Genomic DNA, 13,187 nt, shown 5'->3' on the forward strand with positions numbered 1-13,187 from the left:
TCTCGTTCAAGCCTTGTTATAGGGATAGGCAACGCGAGTCGTATCGCCGCCCGCCGCGATGGTGTCCGGCTCGCGTTCGGACCGGGTGCCCTGGCGCACCCACGGCGCCCACAGGACGCAGAAGGCCACGCCCATGCCCACCGACAGGCCGAAGTTCGAAATGGCGGGCGTGCTGCTGAAGGCCAGCAATCCGAAGGACAGCATGGTCGTGGCCGCGGCCAGCACGATCCCGACGAAGCTCGCCGCCGCGCCGGCGACGCGTTCGTACATGACGATGGCATAGTCCAGCCCGATCGCCGACACCAGCAGCAGCCCGAACAGGCTGAACAGCGTCAGGGGCTGGCCCAGCAGCCCCAGGGCGCCCAGCGTGCATGCCGTCGCGGCCAGCGGGACGGCCAGCAGCCGCCAGGTTGCCGAGCGGCCCAGCGTCAGCCACAACAGCGCGCCGGCCACCAGGTAGGACAGCAGCTTGAGTTCGGCCGCGCGGACGCGGGTCTGTGCGAAGGTCTCGTTCAACTGCCCGGTGCGATCGACGAAGGCGACGCCTTCCAGGCCCTGCGCGGCCGCCGCGGCCGCGGCGGTGTCGTGCAGGCCTTGCAGCGACGTGATCGCCGCCACCTGGCCGTGGTCTTCGCCCAGCCAAAGCATGGCGCGGGTCTGTCCCAGCGGGCCCTTCAGCACGCTGTCCACCGTGACGGGTTCCTGCGCGGCCAGGGCGTCCACCTGCTGCAGCACCGCCTGCGCGGGGATGCCGACGGCCTCGAAGGAAGGCAGCAGGCGGGCCCGCCAGTTGGTATCGCGCATCGCGTCCAGCAGCGCGCGCTGGGCGCCTTCCGGCGCCACCAGCTGGTTCAGCGACAGATAGCTGTTCAGCGACTTGCCCTGCACCAGCTTGTCCAGCCGGCTGTCCAGGGCGTTCTGCCGTTCCCACAGCGTGTTGGCGTCCGGTGCGCGCACCAGGTAGTACTGGCTGGTCGCTTCGATGCCGGTGATCTGGCGGATCTGCAGGGCCTGTTGCAGCAGCGGGCCGGGCAGGGACAGCCACTGGCGCAGGTCATCCTGGACGCGCAGGTGCAGGACGCCGCCGACGCACAGCAGCAGCACGCCCGCGCCGAGCAAGGGCAGGGTGGGGCGCCGCCCGGCCCAGCGCGCCAGGCACGCGAGCAGCGCCTGCGACAGGCGCGCCAGCGGCACGAAGGGGCGAGGCTGCCAGCCGCGCAGCCAGTTCGGCAGCTCGCACACCGTGCAGGCGTAGGCGCCCAGCAGGCCCGCGGCGGAAAACACGGCGGTCTGCGTCAGCGCGGGAAAGGGGGTGAAGACCAGCGCCAGATACCCCACCAGCGTCACGGCCAGGCTGATGGTCAAGCCCGGCAGTACACGGTGCAGCGCGGGCCAGGGCTGCCAGTCCGGCATCCCGTAACGCTTGGCCAGCAGGTGCATGGGGAAATCGATGGCGATACCGATCAGGCTGGCGCCGATCACCAGCGTCAGGACATGGATGGTGCCGAACAGCGCCACGCACGCGACCATGCCGCACAGCATGCCCACGGCCACCGGCATGAAGGCCAGCAGCGAGCGCAGGCCGCGCATGGTGAGCAGCAGCACCGCGATGATGCCGAGTATCGCCATGACGCTGATCCAGCTGCTTTCGCCGACGGCGCGGGCGCGGCCTTCGGCGGCATACAGCGGTCCGCCGGTGACGAGCATCTGCCCGCCGTCCTTGACGATGGATGCGCGCGTTTCGTCGATCAGCCGCGCGACCTCGCCAGGCGATGAGGCGTCGAAGGCGTCGCCGCTGGTCTGGGCGCGTACCAGCACCCAATCCTTGTCGCCTTCGTGGGCGATCAGCGTGCCGCTGACCAGGTCCAGCTGCACCTTGCCCACCGTGCGCAGCGTGCGCTCGGTGGCATTCGCCAGGCCCAGCAGGTCGTCATTGGCCGGCACCAGGCCCGCCGACGAAAACGGATCGGCCAGTTCGCGCACGCGCCGCGCGGCGTAGGCGGCGGGATCCTTGATCAGGGTTTCACGCGCGCGCGGCGGCAACAGCGCCAGCGGCTGCGACAGCAGCTGCTTGCGTACCGCGTCGATGTCGACGTCGGCGTCCACCATCACGTCGGCGAACAGGCCGCTGTGCCGCCAGACGTGGCCCATGCCGCGCGCCAGTTCGATGGCGCGTTCGCGGTCGCCGGCGCTGACCAGCGCGACGACCTGGCGCTGCAGCGGCTCCTGGATGCGGTCATCCGCGCGTTGGCGCAGCGCGTCGCCCTGCGCCGTGGGCACCAGGTCCAGCAGGCTGGACGATACCGGCCAGCCGTGGCGGCATTCCCACAATCCCAGGCAGACCACCAGGGCCAGCGCGATGCGGAACAACAGGGTCAGGCGCCGTTCGCGCGCCACGCGCCGTTCAGGGGTTGAAATCACGGCGCTCATCGTCGTTCAGCTTGGTATCGGCTCGCGTGTTCTTCATTTCCATGACGGTCTTGTCGCCCTGGGTTTCGCGCAGTTCGATGCGCTGGACCAGCTTGCCGCCCGAAATCTGGATGTCCGTGAAAATCTGCTTGAGCAGCGCGGACTTGGGGGTCATGACCAGCTGCCAGTCGCCGGCCGAACCCTTCAGCGCCATGTCGAAGTTGTCCTGCAGCGATTGCGTATCGCCACTGAGCACGGTCAGGAACATACGCGTTTCGCGGCCCGCGCCCACGGCCTGCGGCAAGGCCTGCCATTTGCCGCCATCGTCGCGTCGGAAGACGGCATCGGGCGTCAGCAGCAGGTCCTGGTGCAGCGGCGCGCGCAGTTCCCACAGCAGGCCGTCGGTGGCCGACAGGGTGAACAGGCCGGTGCTGGTCAGCGGCTGCGGCAGCGAGCGCAGGAATTTCTGCTGCACGAACTGGCCGCGCACCACTGGCGCTTCGCGCAGCTGGGTTTGCAGGGCGGCCAGGTCGAAGGCCCAGGCCGGCGCGGCGGCGGCGGCCAGCAGCACGGCGGCGGCAAGGCGGCGGCCCCAACGTAGGGCGCGGCGCATCATGCCAGCACCTTGCTTACGGCGTCCAGCAAGGGGGCGGGCGACACCAGTTGCATTTCGCGGTTGTCCATGCGCACCGCCACCTGCACGGAGCTGGCGCGCGTCAGGCGCGTGCCATGCTCGGCATCGGTAATCAGGTAATGAATTTTCAATCGGTTCTCCCACTCCACCAGTTCGGCGCGCACGAGCAGGCGCTGGCCGAATATGGCGGGGTTCATATAGCGCAATTGCAGATCGATGACGGGCCAGGCATAGCCGGAGGCGAACATGGCGTCATACCCGTAGCCGATGGCGTCCAGCAGGTCGCAGCGCGCCTGCTCCAGGTATTTCACGTAGTGGCCATGCCACACCACGTTCATCGAATCCACATCGAAGAAGGGGACCGTCACGGCCGTTTCCACGGCGTAGACACCGCGCTTACGCATGACGGCTCCAGAATGGATAGAAATTGAACCACTGCTGCGGCGCGTCGCGGCATTCCGCCGCCAGGCGGTCGGCGTAGCGCTGCGCCCACTGGCGCACGCCTTCGTCGCGCCGCCCGCGCGGCAGCTCGATCCGATCGGCCAGCCGTTCCAGCGTGACGCGGTAGCGGCCATCGATCTTGGTGCAGAACAAGAGGTTCACGGGACATTTCAACAGCGCGGCCAGCAGCCAGGGCCCTTGCGGAAAAGCCGCCGGCGCGCCCAGGAAATCGGCGTCGACCACGCGGCCGCCGCGCACCGGCACGCGGTCGCCCGCGATGGCCAGCCATTCGCCGCGTTCGACGCGTTCGTTCAGCTGCAGCATGATGGCGGGATCGAGCTCGGTGACCTGGATCAGGCGCAACCGCGTGGCGCCGGCCTGGGCCAGCAGCTGGTTGAAGGACTCGGCATGGCGCGTGTGCACCAGCACGTTCATGGTCAGTTGCCCGCTGCGTTCCACCAGCGCGCGGCAGACTTCCAGGTTGCCCAGATGCGAGCCCACCAGGATCTGCCCGCGGTCCGCCCACATCTGCGCATGCAGCTGGTGAGGATCGTGGATGTCGACGTCGCGCACGGTCAGGCGGCCCTGCCAGACGTCCAGTTTGTCCAGGATGGCCTCGGCGAAGGCCTGGAACTGGCCGTATACGGCGCGGCGCGCCGGCAGCGCCTGGGCGGCGCCAGCCTGGCGCAGGCGCTGGTGGTATTCGGCGATGCTGCGACGCGCGGACGGACTGAAGCAGTAGAAGTAGAAAACGATCACCGCCAGCACCGGCCGCAGCGCGCGCCGGCCGAAGGCGCGCGCGGCCCACGCCGTCAGGCGCATCAGGACAGGCGCGCCGCGTTCGCGTTCGGCGGCCCAATGTCGGGCGGGCGGGGGACTGGTCATGCCTTTTGATTCTTGAACTTCTGATTCCTGAACTTGCGGGCCAGCAGGCCCGGCGCACGTGGCAGCATGCCAAAAAAAAGCCGGGCGTGCATGGCGCTGATGCGCACATTGTCGCGCAGTCCCTGGAAGTGGGACACGCCGCCGGCCGGGTAGATCACGCGCGTGGGGCGCCAGACCATGGGCACGCCGCGCCAGTGCAGCAGCACCAGCACCGCGATGTCGAAATCCATGCGCTGTCCCGGGTCGCGGCGTTCCAGCAAGGCCAGCGTGGGCGCCAGCGGGTAGACGCGAAAGCCGCACATCGCGTCGGGAATGGCGGTCGACAGCGTATTGATCCACACCCATACGCGGGTCAGCCAGCGCCCGTACAGGCGGCTGCGCGGCGCGTCTTCGCCGAAGGCCGGGGCGCCGCCCACCAGGGCCGCGGGGTGGGCCCGGGATGCCCGCGCCATTTCCGGAATATCGTCCAGGGCATGCTGGCCGTCGGCGTCTATCTGCAAGGCGTGCGTGTAGCCCAGGGTGCCGGCGCGGCGCAGGCCGTCCTGCACGGCGCGGCCCTTGCCGCCGTTGCTGGCGCGCCGCACCAGCGTCGCCTTGCCGGCGGCTGCCAGGGCGTCCAGCCGCGCCGCGCACGCCGGCGCGGAGCCGTCGTCCACCAGGATGCAAGGGATGCCATGCGCCAGAACGCGATCGACCACCGCGCCGACGGTGTCGCCGTGGTTGTAGACCGGGATGACGGCGCATAGGCTGTGGGGCGTCATGACGGCGCTCCTGTCGCGCCTGCCGCGCCTGTCGCCTCTGTCGCGTCCCTCGCGACGGCCAGGATGCGGCCCGACGAGCAGGGCTGGCCGGACGACCGGAATTCGAAATACAGCTTGGACCGCGACGGATGCCAGGCCAGCGTCAATTCCAGCGGATCGCCCGGGCGCGCCAGGCGCTGGAATTTCAGCACCTCCATGCCGTGGAAGCCCAGGTCCGGCCGCACATGGCGGCGCGCCAGGTCCATGGCCCATTCGATCTGCGCCACGCCGGGCACGACCGGCATATCGGCGAAATGGTCGTTGAAGTGCACCAGGTCCAGCGGCACTTCCATGCTCAGCCTTAGCTCGCGCACTCCCTCCACGTCGTCCGATGCAGCCAGCAGCTGGGCGTCGGGCGCGCGCGGACGGATCGCGGCCGCGGCGAAGACATCCTGCGGCAGCTTGCCCTGGTCGTTCCAGGGCAGGTCGCGCATCAAGCGCCAGTGGCGGGGCACGCCCAGCGCCGGGACGGCGGCCGCCATGTGGGCGCGCAATGTCTCGACCAGCGCCTTGCGGCCCTGGTTGCGCAGCATGTGGATGCCGGATGGCGCCAGCGCCACGAGCGCCGTCAGGCGCGGCGCGCCGGCGACGCCCAGCCGCGCCTCGCGCACGTGGGGGTGTTCCATCAGGCGCGCTTCCAGCTCCGGCAGCGCGAGGCGCTTTTCCTCGATCTTGACGATGCGATCCAGGCGGCCTTCCAGGACGAAGCCGTCACCGGCCGGCGTCGCCGCGTCGGCCGTCGTGGTGCGGCCGGCCGTGTCCAGCCAGGGCGATTCGACCCACAAGGCGCCGTCGGCCACGCCCGTCGTGACGCCGGGCAGCGCATGCCAGGCTTCGCCGCCGCGGCGGCAGGCCACCGCGCCGGTTTCGGAGCTGCCATAGATTTCGATGGGACGGCAGCCCAGTTGGGCCGCCAGCATGTCGGACACGTCTTCGGGCAGCGGTCCGCCCGCCGAGAATATCTGCGTGATCCCGCGCGCCAGCGCCGGCCAGTCCAGTTGCGTGCCCAGGCGCTTGAGCAGCGCGGGGCTGGCGATCCACGCGAAGGACGCGTGCGCCAGGCTGGCCTGCTGCAAGGCTTCGGGATACACCAACTGGGCCCGGCCGATCAGGCGTCCCGCGGCCAGGGGCCACAGCACGCGGAAAGGCAGGCCGTACATATGTTGGGCGCTGACGCTGCCCAGTACGCAGGCGGGCCGCGCCGACCAGCCCCACGAATGCTCGAATGCGGTGATTTCGGCGATCAGCTGCGACCAGCGCTTGTGGATCTGCTTGGGCTGTCCGCTCGAGCCGGACGTGCACAGCACGACGCCGCCGTCCCGCGGATCCAGCGTGCAGGCGCTCAAGGGCGTGGCCGTGCCGGCCACGCCGGCCAGCGACTGGCGCCGGCTTTCCGCCACCGGCAGCGTCGCCAAATCGGTCAGCCACAGGTCCACGCGCGGGTCGATCGCGTCGCAGGAGGCCGGCCGGGCGTCGCCCGCCAGAATGGCGACCGCGCCGGCGCGCCAGCAGGCGTACAGGGCGATCGCCAGCGACGCGGCGTCTTCGAACCACAGGCCCGCATGCAGCACGCCACGGGCACGCAGGCCGGCGGCGGCGGCCAGTACCTGGCGCACGAAGGCATCGTGGTCCAGCAGGGGCTCGCAAGCGTAGTTCACGCCCGGGCGCGCGCCCGTCAACAGCACGGCAGGATCCATCCAGGCCACGGCGCGCCCTTTCAACGGCCGTCGCGCGCGATGGCGCGTGCGTCCATGGCCTCGACCGGTCCGCGGGCAGCGCCGGTCCTGCCCGGCTTGGGCCGCACCAGCCATTCGCCCGCCATCAGCAGGCCGATCAGGACATAGCTGATGACGCCGTTGTACAAGGTCCACCAATGCCACGGCGCCCACAGCGACAGCGCCGCCGACACCAGGCCGTTGAAGGCGAAGAAGCCGGCCCAGACCTGGGTGACGCGACGGGTATAGGCCACCGCCTGGGGCGGCAGATCGGGATGGCGCAGGCGGGCGAAGCGTTCGATGACGGGCATGCCGCGCCACAGGCTGGACGCGAACACCGCGAACATGGCGGCGTTGATCAGGACCGGGTAGCCGCGCAGCCAGCGCGTGTCGTCCGCCAGCGCGACGATCGCGCAGAACACCGTCACGATCGCCGGCAGCAGCCAGCCTCCCGCCACCCGCTTGCGGTCGGCCAGCGCGCGCGCCAGCCACAATCCCGCCATGGGCAGCAACAGCCAGCGCGCGGTGCCGTTCTGCAGGTTCGCATGCACGAAGAACGGATAGGCCACGCCGGCCAGGAGCAGCGCGATCGCCAGGACGCCTCGCGTCATGCAGCCGATTCCCGCTGCTGCCGCAGTTGCTGCTGTTGTTCCCACACGGCGTCGACCACGTCCTGCACGGTACGCACGGTGCGGAAATTTTCCGCGGCCAGCTTGTAGCCGGTGACGCGCTTGATGTGATCGAGCAGGTCGATGGCGTCGATGCTGTCGATTTCCAGATCGGTGTACAGGTGCGCCTGCGGCACGACGCGTTCCGCCGGAATTTCGAATAATTCCACCAGGGCTTCGCGCAGGACGCTGAAGATGTCTTCCCGGGTTTGCATAACACTAGCTCCGTTGCTCAGGCGCCCGCTGGGCGGATACGAATTTGCTCAGATTGGCCACGGTGGCGAAATGGTCGCGCATATTACGCGTTTCCGGATCGATGGCAATGCCATAGCGCTTTTGCAGCGCCAGGCCGAGTTCCAGGGCATCGACGGAATCCAGCCCCAGTCCATCCCCGAACAGTTCGGCATCGTTGTCGATATCCTCGGGCGCGATATCTTCCAATCCCAGCGACTCGATGATCAGTCGCTTGATCTCACTTTCCAGCTGTTCCATCCAGGCCTAGCTCCATTTCGAAATATTGATGCAGATATTCGTTCATGCGTCGTCCGGCGATGGGAGCGGGATGGCGCTCCGTCCATTGCCGGGGATCGATGTCCGCGCCGACCTCCAGGACATAGTGCATGCGACGATGGGGAATGCGGTACCACGGCTCGCCCTTGGTCAGGCTGCGCGTATTCATGGTGATGACGACCGGCGTGATGACGCCGGCCCCGCGCACGGCGATGGCGCAGGCGCCGCGATGGAAGCGCGGCGGCGCGTCCACGGGCGTGCGCGTGCCTTCGGGAAAGACGATCAGGGTTTCGCCGTCGCGCAAGACCTTGGCCGCGCGATCCAGCATGTCCATGCTTTCGTCGTTGGTGATGTAGCCCGCGTTCAGGATGGGCCCGGCGGTGAAGGGGTTCTTGACCAGGCTGTGCTTGACGACGCAATTCGCGTTGCGCACGTGCGCGATGAGAAACACCACGTCCAGCAGCGACGGGTGATTGGCCACGATCATCTGGTGGGGGCGTCCCAGGCGCTCCACGCCGCGGAATTCGTAGGTCAGCACGCCCATGCGGACCAGCAGCCGTACGAACCGGTGGAAGGTCCAATTGATGACGGCGCGCGAGCGCCGGTGCCGCCGCGCCGGATTGACGATCAGCAGGCGCTGCGCGGGAAACACCACCAGGCGCAGGAACAGGCCGCCCAGGCCGAACAGGCCGAAGGCCACCGCGGTGGCGATCAGGCGCAGCAGCCAGGCGTCCTGGCGCGCGGCGGTGGCCGGCAGGGTATTCATGATGCGCGCCGCCATCGCCAGTCGGCGGCGCGGCCCGGGTGCAGCCATGCGGCCGTGCCCAGCAGCAGGTGCCGCAGCAGGTTCAACGGGTGGGGCCACTCCGTCGTGGCGGGGGCGGCGGTGGCGCTGTCGCGCGGCGGGCCCAGGTCCAGCTGGAATTCATCGCCCAGGCTGACGCGCAGCGCCAGCGCATAGGAGAACGGCACGTCGTCTATCCATGGGCGGTAGGCGGCGGGCGGAGCTTCTTCCGCCAGGATCACCAAGGCGTCGCGGTGGCCGGCGTCCAGCAGCAGGCAGGCTTCCGCCATGGCGCTCTCCAAGCCGTCGCCGCTGGCGGACAGGGCGACCGATTCGACGGTTTCCTTGCGCAGGATGGACCACATCCCGGCCGTGGCGTTGTGCACGGACAGGCTGAAGGACGTCGGCGACAGGGCTTCGTCGCGCGCCAGGGATTGCAGCAGTTCGAAGCTGCGGGTGGTTTCGCCGTGGTGCGAGGCATAGACCACCGGCATGGCGGGACGCCCGTCCGCCAGCGGCCAGGCGCAGGCGACGGCCATCCGCGCCAGCGGACTCAGCCGGCGGCGTTGCAGGGGCGGCAGGAAACCCAGGTTGGGGGGAGCGGCGCTGATGTCAGGGCGATACGGCGTGCGCGCCCACGTTTCCCATGCGGGGAAATCCTCGATGCCCGGCGCCCAGGCTTGCCATGCGGAAATTGCGAAGTTGAACATGCGCGGAAGTGTACCGGTCCACCGGACCCGATAGGGGCTTTGTTGTTATCGTTCAAGGCATGTTCACACCCCTAATTCTGCCCGTTCCAACGATTTTTCAGCGAGTTGTAAGCATGCTGGCAGGGTGCGCGCCTTGAACGCGCCCCTGACGCTGTGGTGGGCGGGCCCGGGGCTGGCGGCCCAGTATCGCGCGGATCTGTTGCAAAGCGCCGACAGGCAACGCGCGCAAATGACACGATCCGCGCGTGCCGAGCGGGATTGGCGAGTGAGCCGCGCCTTGTTGCAGCAGGTTTCGGCCGGTAGCGCCGGTGCATCCGATTCCGACAAGGCCGCGCCGGTTTCCCGGTCGCTCAGTCATTCGGGGGGGCATGCGGTCGTGGCCACCGCGCCGGCGGGCTGGCAGGTCGGCGTCGACTTGGAGGCCTTGCGTCCACGGGATACGGCGCGGCTGGCGCCCTGGTGCTGCTCGGTGGAAGAAGCAGGCGCGCTGGCGGGAAGCGCCGCCGACGCCGACCGCCTGCGTGCGTTCTACCTTTTGTGGACGCTCAAGGAGTCCTTCATCAAGGCCGCGGGATTGGCGTTCCCGGCCGATATGCGCGGGGTGGGATTGACGGGCGCGGGCCTGCCCTGGAACGGATGGCGGTTGCGGGCGCCCGGCGCCGGCTGGCGCGCGTGGTCGGCGATCGTCGACGACGCATGGATGGTGTCCGTGGCGTGGCGCGCGCCCGACACGGCCGAGGCGTCCGAAGCATCCGATGCGTCCGCTGCGCAGGCGCCGCCGGATGCCGGGGCCGGCCCGGTGCCGCTTTGGCGTATCGCCCAGGGCATCGCGTCGCCACGGATCACTATCGCCGGCCGCTGGTCCTGATCAAGGCGTCAAGGCGTCAAGGCCAGGGCGACTTCGGCGCATGCCAGGCGCAGGCATTCCACGAAGCCATGATGCAAGGCCGACATCGGGTCGTCCGCATGCACCAGCGCGCCGATATGGAAATGCACCGGCGGTTCCAGCCGGCGGATCGATAGCCCGGGCCGCGAGATGCCGTGCGCGCTGTAGGCATCGACGATGGCATCGCCGCAGCCCGTTTCCACCATGGCGCAGGCCATATAGTGGGTCTGCACCTGCAGGGCGGTGTTCATGCTGACCCCGTGTTCGGCCAGCGCGGCCTGCAGCAGATTGCCCAGCGGATCGTGCGGACTCATGGCGATCAGCCTGTCGGACCGCACCGCCGCCAGCGGCACCGGCTGCCCGCCCGGTTCGCGGCTCACGTACACCATCTCGGAACGGTCCAGGTCGATGCGGGCGATGCCGGGGTGGGAGGGCGGCTCATACGTGATCGCCATATCGATCTCGCGCGCCAGCAGCCCGGCGATCAGCTCATCCGTGTGATGGGTCTGCAGGCTGAAGGTGATGTCCGGCTGGCGGCTGCGGCTGATGCCCGCCGCGCGCGGCACGACGCCCAGCCCTAGGCTGGGCGCGCAGCCGATGCGCAAATGGCCGCGGGGGTGGTGGCGCAGGTTCGCCGCCAGCTTGCGCACGCTTTCCAGGTCGCGCGACAGGCGCGCGATATCCGGGGCCAGGATGTCGGCCTCGCGCGTGGCGCGCAGGCGGCCCTTCACCCTTTCGAAGAGCCGGAATCCGATCTGGGCTTCGGCGTGCGCCAGCATCTTGCTGGCCGCCGGCTGCGAAATATGCAGGGCCTGGGCGGCGCGGCTGAGCGAGCCGGTCGCCCGGATGGCTTCGAAAAGTTCGATGTGGCGCAGGCGCATGATGGGCGGTCGGACGGGACTGAATAGCAAAAGGTTATATCGAATCGCCTGCGGGCGCACGCGTCATGGTGTGTTCCCTGCACCGAAGGGGCGTGGGGGCGGCGCAAGGCCCAAGGCATATCCAAAGGTTATGCATTCCAGTGGCTTTGGTATTTGCCGCCGTGCGTCCCCGTGTCCAGAATGCCTGCTGGTAAACGATTTCAGGATGTAGCGATGCGCGTGTGCGTAATCGGCGCGGGCGTGGTGGGCGTGGCGTCGGCGTATTTCCTTGCGCGCCAGGGATACGAAGTCACGCTGGTGGACGGCAGGGCCCAGCCTGGCGATGAAACCAGCCATGCCAACGGCGGCCAGCTCAGCTATAGCTACGTCGCGCCGCTGGCCGGCCCGGGCGTATTGCCCAACGTGCCCGCCTGGCTGCTGCGCCCGGATTCGCCGCTGCGGTTCCGGCCGCGGCTGGATCCGCACCAGTGGCGCTGGTGCATGCAATTCGCGCTGGCCTGCCGCGCGTCGGTCTCGCGCAGGGTAACGGCGGAAATGCTGACGCTGTCCTACCTGAGCCGCGATGTCCTGCATGCGCTGCTGGAGCAGGAGCCCCTGTCCTTCAGCCACCTGCGCAACGGCAAGCTGATCGTCTATCGCAGCAAGGCGCTGCTGGAAAAGGCGCGCGCGCTGGTGGCGTATCAAGCCAGCCATGGCGCCGATCAGCAGGTGCTGACCGCCGCGCAGACGCTGGCCATGGAACCCGCCCTGGCCGGCATGCGGGCCGACCTGGCCGGCGCGGTCTATACCCCAGGTGAAGAGGTCGGCGATTGCCTGCGCTTTACCGAAGCGCTTTTCGAACGCCTGGGGCGCCAGCCCAAGACGCGCATCCTGATGAGCACGCGCGTGTCCGCGCTGCGCCGGGAAGGCGCACGCATCGTCGCGGCGAACACGCCGGCCGGCGATATCGAAGCCGATGCCTATGTGGTGGCTTCCGGCATGGGCAGCCGCGCGCTGCTGCAACCGCTGGGGCAGGATGTGCCCATCTATGGGTTGAAGGGCTACAGCCTCAGCGTCCCGATGAAGGATCACGAAGACGCCGGTCCCGCGATCAGCGTGACGGATTACGAGCGTCGCATCGTGTATGCGCGCATCGGATCGGTGCTGCGCATGGCCGCGATGGTGGACATCGGCGGCGACGCCGCCATCGATGAGCAGCGGATCGCGCTGCTCAAGCGCCAGGTGGCGGATACGTTTCCGTCCCTGCCGCTCGCGGCCGCCCAACCTTGGGCGGGCTTGCGTCCCGCCACGCCGTCCGGGAAGCCGATGATCGGTCCCAGCCGCGCGGCGTCCAATCTCTGGATGAACCTGGGGCAGGGGGCGCTGGGCTTTACCCTGGCCTGCGGCAGCGCGGCGCTGCTGACCGCGCAGATGGCCGGGATTCCCGCGCCCATCGAGCCGCGGCCGTTCCTGCCGGCCTGACCACGTAAAAAGGGCCTGGATGAGCAGGATGCTCAACAGGCCCCGTTTTCGCTACATACGCAGCAGGTTCGGCCGTGCAGGCCGGAAAAATCAAAATAAAGGCGAAAGCGAAAGGCCCGTCGTCACGGGCCTTCCACTACGCGCGCTTATCAGCGCTTCTGGTCCGAACCCTGGCGCTGTTGGCCCGGTTGCTGGTCGGAGCGGTTCTGCTGCTGCTGTTGGTGAGTACGTTGCTGGTTCTGGTTGTGCTGCTGGCCGCCCTGGCCTTCCTGGCTGTGCTGGCGCTGGCCTTGTTGGTTTTGCTGGTTCTGCTGGTTCGGCTGATTGCTTTGCTGCTTCATTTGCTGGCTCCTTTGCATAAATACCCCGGCGCCTGTACGCGGCTGGGCACGCGTCGGCGGCG

15 protein-coding genes are annotated in these 13,187 nt (G+C 68.8%); 2 read left to right on the plus strand and 13 right to left on the minus strand.

The window, feature by feature from the left end; translation table 11 throughout:
* Positions 1-6 precede the first annotated feature (6 nt).
* The 11 genes from CAL26_RS10260 to CAL26_RS10310 are packed head-to-tail and all read right to left on the minus strand — an operon-like array spanning position 7 to position 9,556.
* Entirely contained in the window at positions 7-2,421 is a 2,415-nt protein-coding gene (locus tag CAL26_RS10260; protein ID WP_143277402.1) for an MMPL family transporter, read from the minus strand.
* On the minus strand, positions 2,405-3,025 hold the full coding sequence (locus tag CAL26_RS10265) for a LolA family protein (RefSeq protein WP_256988282.1): 621 nt from the start codon (positions 3,023-3,025) through the stop codon (positions 2,405-2,407). The genes CAL26_RS10260 and CAL26_RS10265 overlap by 17 nt, the downstream gene beginning before the upstream one ends.
* Complete coding sequence (locus CAL26_RS10270; RefSeq protein WP_094846758.1) at positions 3,022-3,447, minus strand: acyl-CoA thioesterase; 426 nt, start codon at positions 3,445-3,447, stop codon at positions 3,022-3,024. The genes CAL26_RS10265 and CAL26_RS10270 overlap by 4 nt, the downstream gene beginning before the upstream one ends.
* On the minus strand, positions 3,440-4,369 hold the full coding sequence (locus CAL26_RS10275; protein ID WP_094846759.1) for an LpxL/LpxP family acyltransferase: 930 nt from the start codon (positions 4,367-4,369) through the stop codon (positions 3,440-3,442). Before CAL26_RS10275 ends, CAL26_RS10270 begins: the two co-directional genes overlap by 8 nt.
* On the minus strand, positions 4,366-5,130 hold the full coding sequence (locus CAL26_RS10280; protein WP_094846760.1) for a glycosyltransferase family 2 protein: 765 nt from the start codon (positions 5,128-5,130) through the stop codon (positions 4,366-4,368). The genes CAL26_RS10275 and CAL26_RS10280 overlap by 4 nt, the downstream gene beginning before the upstream one ends.
* On the minus strand, positions 5,127-6,866 hold the full coding sequence (locus tag CAL26_RS10285) for an AMP-binding protein (protein ID WP_179283315.1): 1,740 nt from the start codon (positions 6,864-6,866) through the stop codon (positions 5,127-5,129). Before CAL26_RS10285 ends, CAL26_RS10280 begins: the two co-directional genes overlap by 4 nt.
* Before the next feature lie 20 nt (positions 6,867-6,886).
* Positions 6,887-7,495, minus strand: a complete 609-nt coding sequence (locus tag CAL26_RS10290; RefSeq protein WP_218831525.1) for a hypothetical protein — start codon at positions 7,493-7,495, stop codon at positions 6,887-6,889.
* Positions 7,492-7,767, minus strand: a complete 276-nt coding sequence (locus CAL26_RS10295; protein WP_094846762.1) for an acyl carrier protein — start codon at positions 7,765-7,767, stop codon at positions 7,492-7,494. Before CAL26_RS10295 ends, CAL26_RS10290 begins: the two co-directional genes overlap by 4 nt.
* 4 nt (positions 7,768-7,771) lie before the next feature.
* Positions 7,772-8,044 carry a phosphopantetheine-binding protein gene (locus CAL26_RS10300; RefSeq protein ID WP_086064375.1) on the minus strand — a complete coding sequence of 91 codons (273 nt, stop codon included), beginning with the start codon at positions 8,042-8,044 and terminating at the stop codon, positions 7,772-7,774.
* Positions 8,025-8,828 (minus strand): lysophospholipid acyltransferase family protein, encoded by an 804-nt coding sequence (locus tag CAL26_RS10305; RefSeq protein ID WP_094847024.1) that lies wholly within the window; start codon positions 8,826-8,828, stop codon positions 8,025-8,027. Before CAL26_RS10305 ends, CAL26_RS10300 begins: the two co-directional genes overlap by 20 nt.
* Entirely contained in the window at positions 8,825-9,556 is a 732-nt protein-coding gene (locus tag CAL26_RS10310) for a beta-ketoacyl synthase chain length factor (protein ID WP_094846763.1), read from the minus strand. The genes CAL26_RS10305 and CAL26_RS10310 overlap by 4 nt, the downstream gene beginning before the upstream one ends.
* A gap of 133 nt (positions 9,557-9,689) precedes the next feature.
* Here CAL26_RS10310 and CAL26_RS10315 point away from each other — a divergent pair, with 133 nt between their 5' ends.
* Positions 9,690-10,424: a 4'-phosphopantetheinyl transferase family protein gene (locus tag CAL26_RS10315; RefSeq protein WP_143277403.1), complete on the plus strand. Its 735-nt coding sequence runs from the start codon at positions 9,690-9,692 to the stop codon at positions 10,422-10,424.
* 8 nt (positions 10,425-10,432) lie between these two features.
* Here the strand turns inward: CAL26_RS10315 and CAL26_RS10320 are convergent, their stop codons facing one another.
* The gene (locus tag CAL26_RS10320) at positions 10,433-11,323 is read right to left on the minus strand and encodes a LysR family transcriptional regulator (RefSeq protein WP_094846765.1); all 891 of its coding nucleotides are present in this window, start codon (positions 11,321-11,323) and stop codon (positions 10,433-10,435) included.
* A 213-nt stretch (positions 11,324-11,536) separates the two neighbouring features.
* Between CAL26_RS10320 and CAL26_RS10325 the strand changes: the two genes are divergently transcribed.
* Entirely contained in the window at positions 11,537-12,784 is a 1,248-nt protein-coding gene (locus CAL26_RS10325) for a D-amino acid dehydrogenase (protein WP_094846766.1), read from the plus strand.
* Between the two features lie 149 nt (positions 12,785-12,933).
* On the opposite strand, the gene CAL26_RS10330 is transcribed toward CAL26_RS10325, so the two are convergent.
* Complete coding sequence (locus tag CAL26_RS10330) at positions 12,934-13,125, minus strand: hypothetical protein (protein ID WP_179283316.1); 192 nt, start codon at positions 13,123-13,125, stop codon at positions 12,934-12,936.
* Between the last annotated feature and the right edge of the window lie 62 nt (positions 13,126-13,187).

This window comes from Bordetella genomosp. 9 (assembly GCF_002261425.1).
In the GTDB taxonomy this organism is placed as follows: Bacteria; Pseudomonadota; Gammaproteobacteria; order Burkholderiales; family Burkholderiaceae_B; genus Bordetella_C.

Excerpts from the sequence above, each read along its gene's own strand:
- CAL26_RS10265 (WP_256988282.1), bottom strand. The coding sequence starts at position 3,025 with ATGATGCGCCGCGCCCTACGTTGGGGCCGCCGCCTTGCCGCCGCCGTG.
- CAL26_RS10270 (WP_094846758.1), bottom strand. The coding sequence starts at position 3,447 with ATGCGTAAGCGCGGTGTCTACGCCGTGGAAACGGCCGTGACGGTCCCC.
- CAL26_RS10275 (WP_094846759.1), bottom strand. The coding sequence starts at position 4,369 with ATGACCAGTCCCCCGCCCGCCCGACATTGGGCCGCCGAACGCGAACGC.
- CAL26_RS10280 (WP_094846760.1), bottom strand. The coding sequence starts at position 5,130 with ATGACGCCCCACAGCCTATGCGCCGTCATCCCGGTCTACAACCACGGC.
- CAL26_RS10285 (WP_179283315.1), bottom strand. The coding sequence starts at position 6,866 with ATGGATCCTGCCGTGCTGTTGACGGGCGCGCGCCCGGGCGTGAACTAC.
- CAL26_RS10290 (WP_218831525.1), bottom strand. The coding sequence starts at position 7,495 with ATGACGCGAGGCGTCCTGGCGATCGCGCTGCTCCTGGCCGGCGTGGCC.
- CAL26_RS10295 (WP_094846762.1), bottom strand. The coding sequence starts at position 7,767 with ATGCAAACCCGGGAAGACATCTTCAGCGTCCTGCGCGAAGCCCTGGTG.
- CAL26_RS10300 (WP_086064375.1), bottom strand. The coding sequence starts at position 8,044 with ATGGAACAGCTGGAAAGTGAGATCAAGCGACTGATCATCGAGTCGCTG.
- CAL26_RS10305 (WP_094847024.1), bottom strand. The coding sequence starts at position 8,828 with ATGAATACCCTGCCGGCCACCGCCGCGCGCCAGGACGCCTGGCTGCTG.
- CAL26_RS10310 (WP_094846763.1), bottom strand. The coding sequence starts at position 9,556 with ATGTTCAACTTCGCAATTTCCGCATGGCAAGCCTGGGCGCCGGGCATC.
- CAL26_RS10320 (WP_094846765.1), bottom strand. The coding sequence starts at position 11,323 with ATGCGCCTGCGCCACATCGAACTTTTCGAAGCCATCCGGGCGACCGGC.
- CAL26_RS10325 (WP_094846766.1), top strand. The coding sequence starts at position 11,537 with ATGCGCGTGTGCGTAATCGGCGCGGGCGTGGTGGGCGTGGCGTCGGCG.
- CAL26_RS10330 (WP_179283316.1), bottom strand. The coding sequence starts at position 13,125 with ATGAAGCAGCAAAGCAATCAGCCGAACCAGCAGAACCAGCAAAACCAA.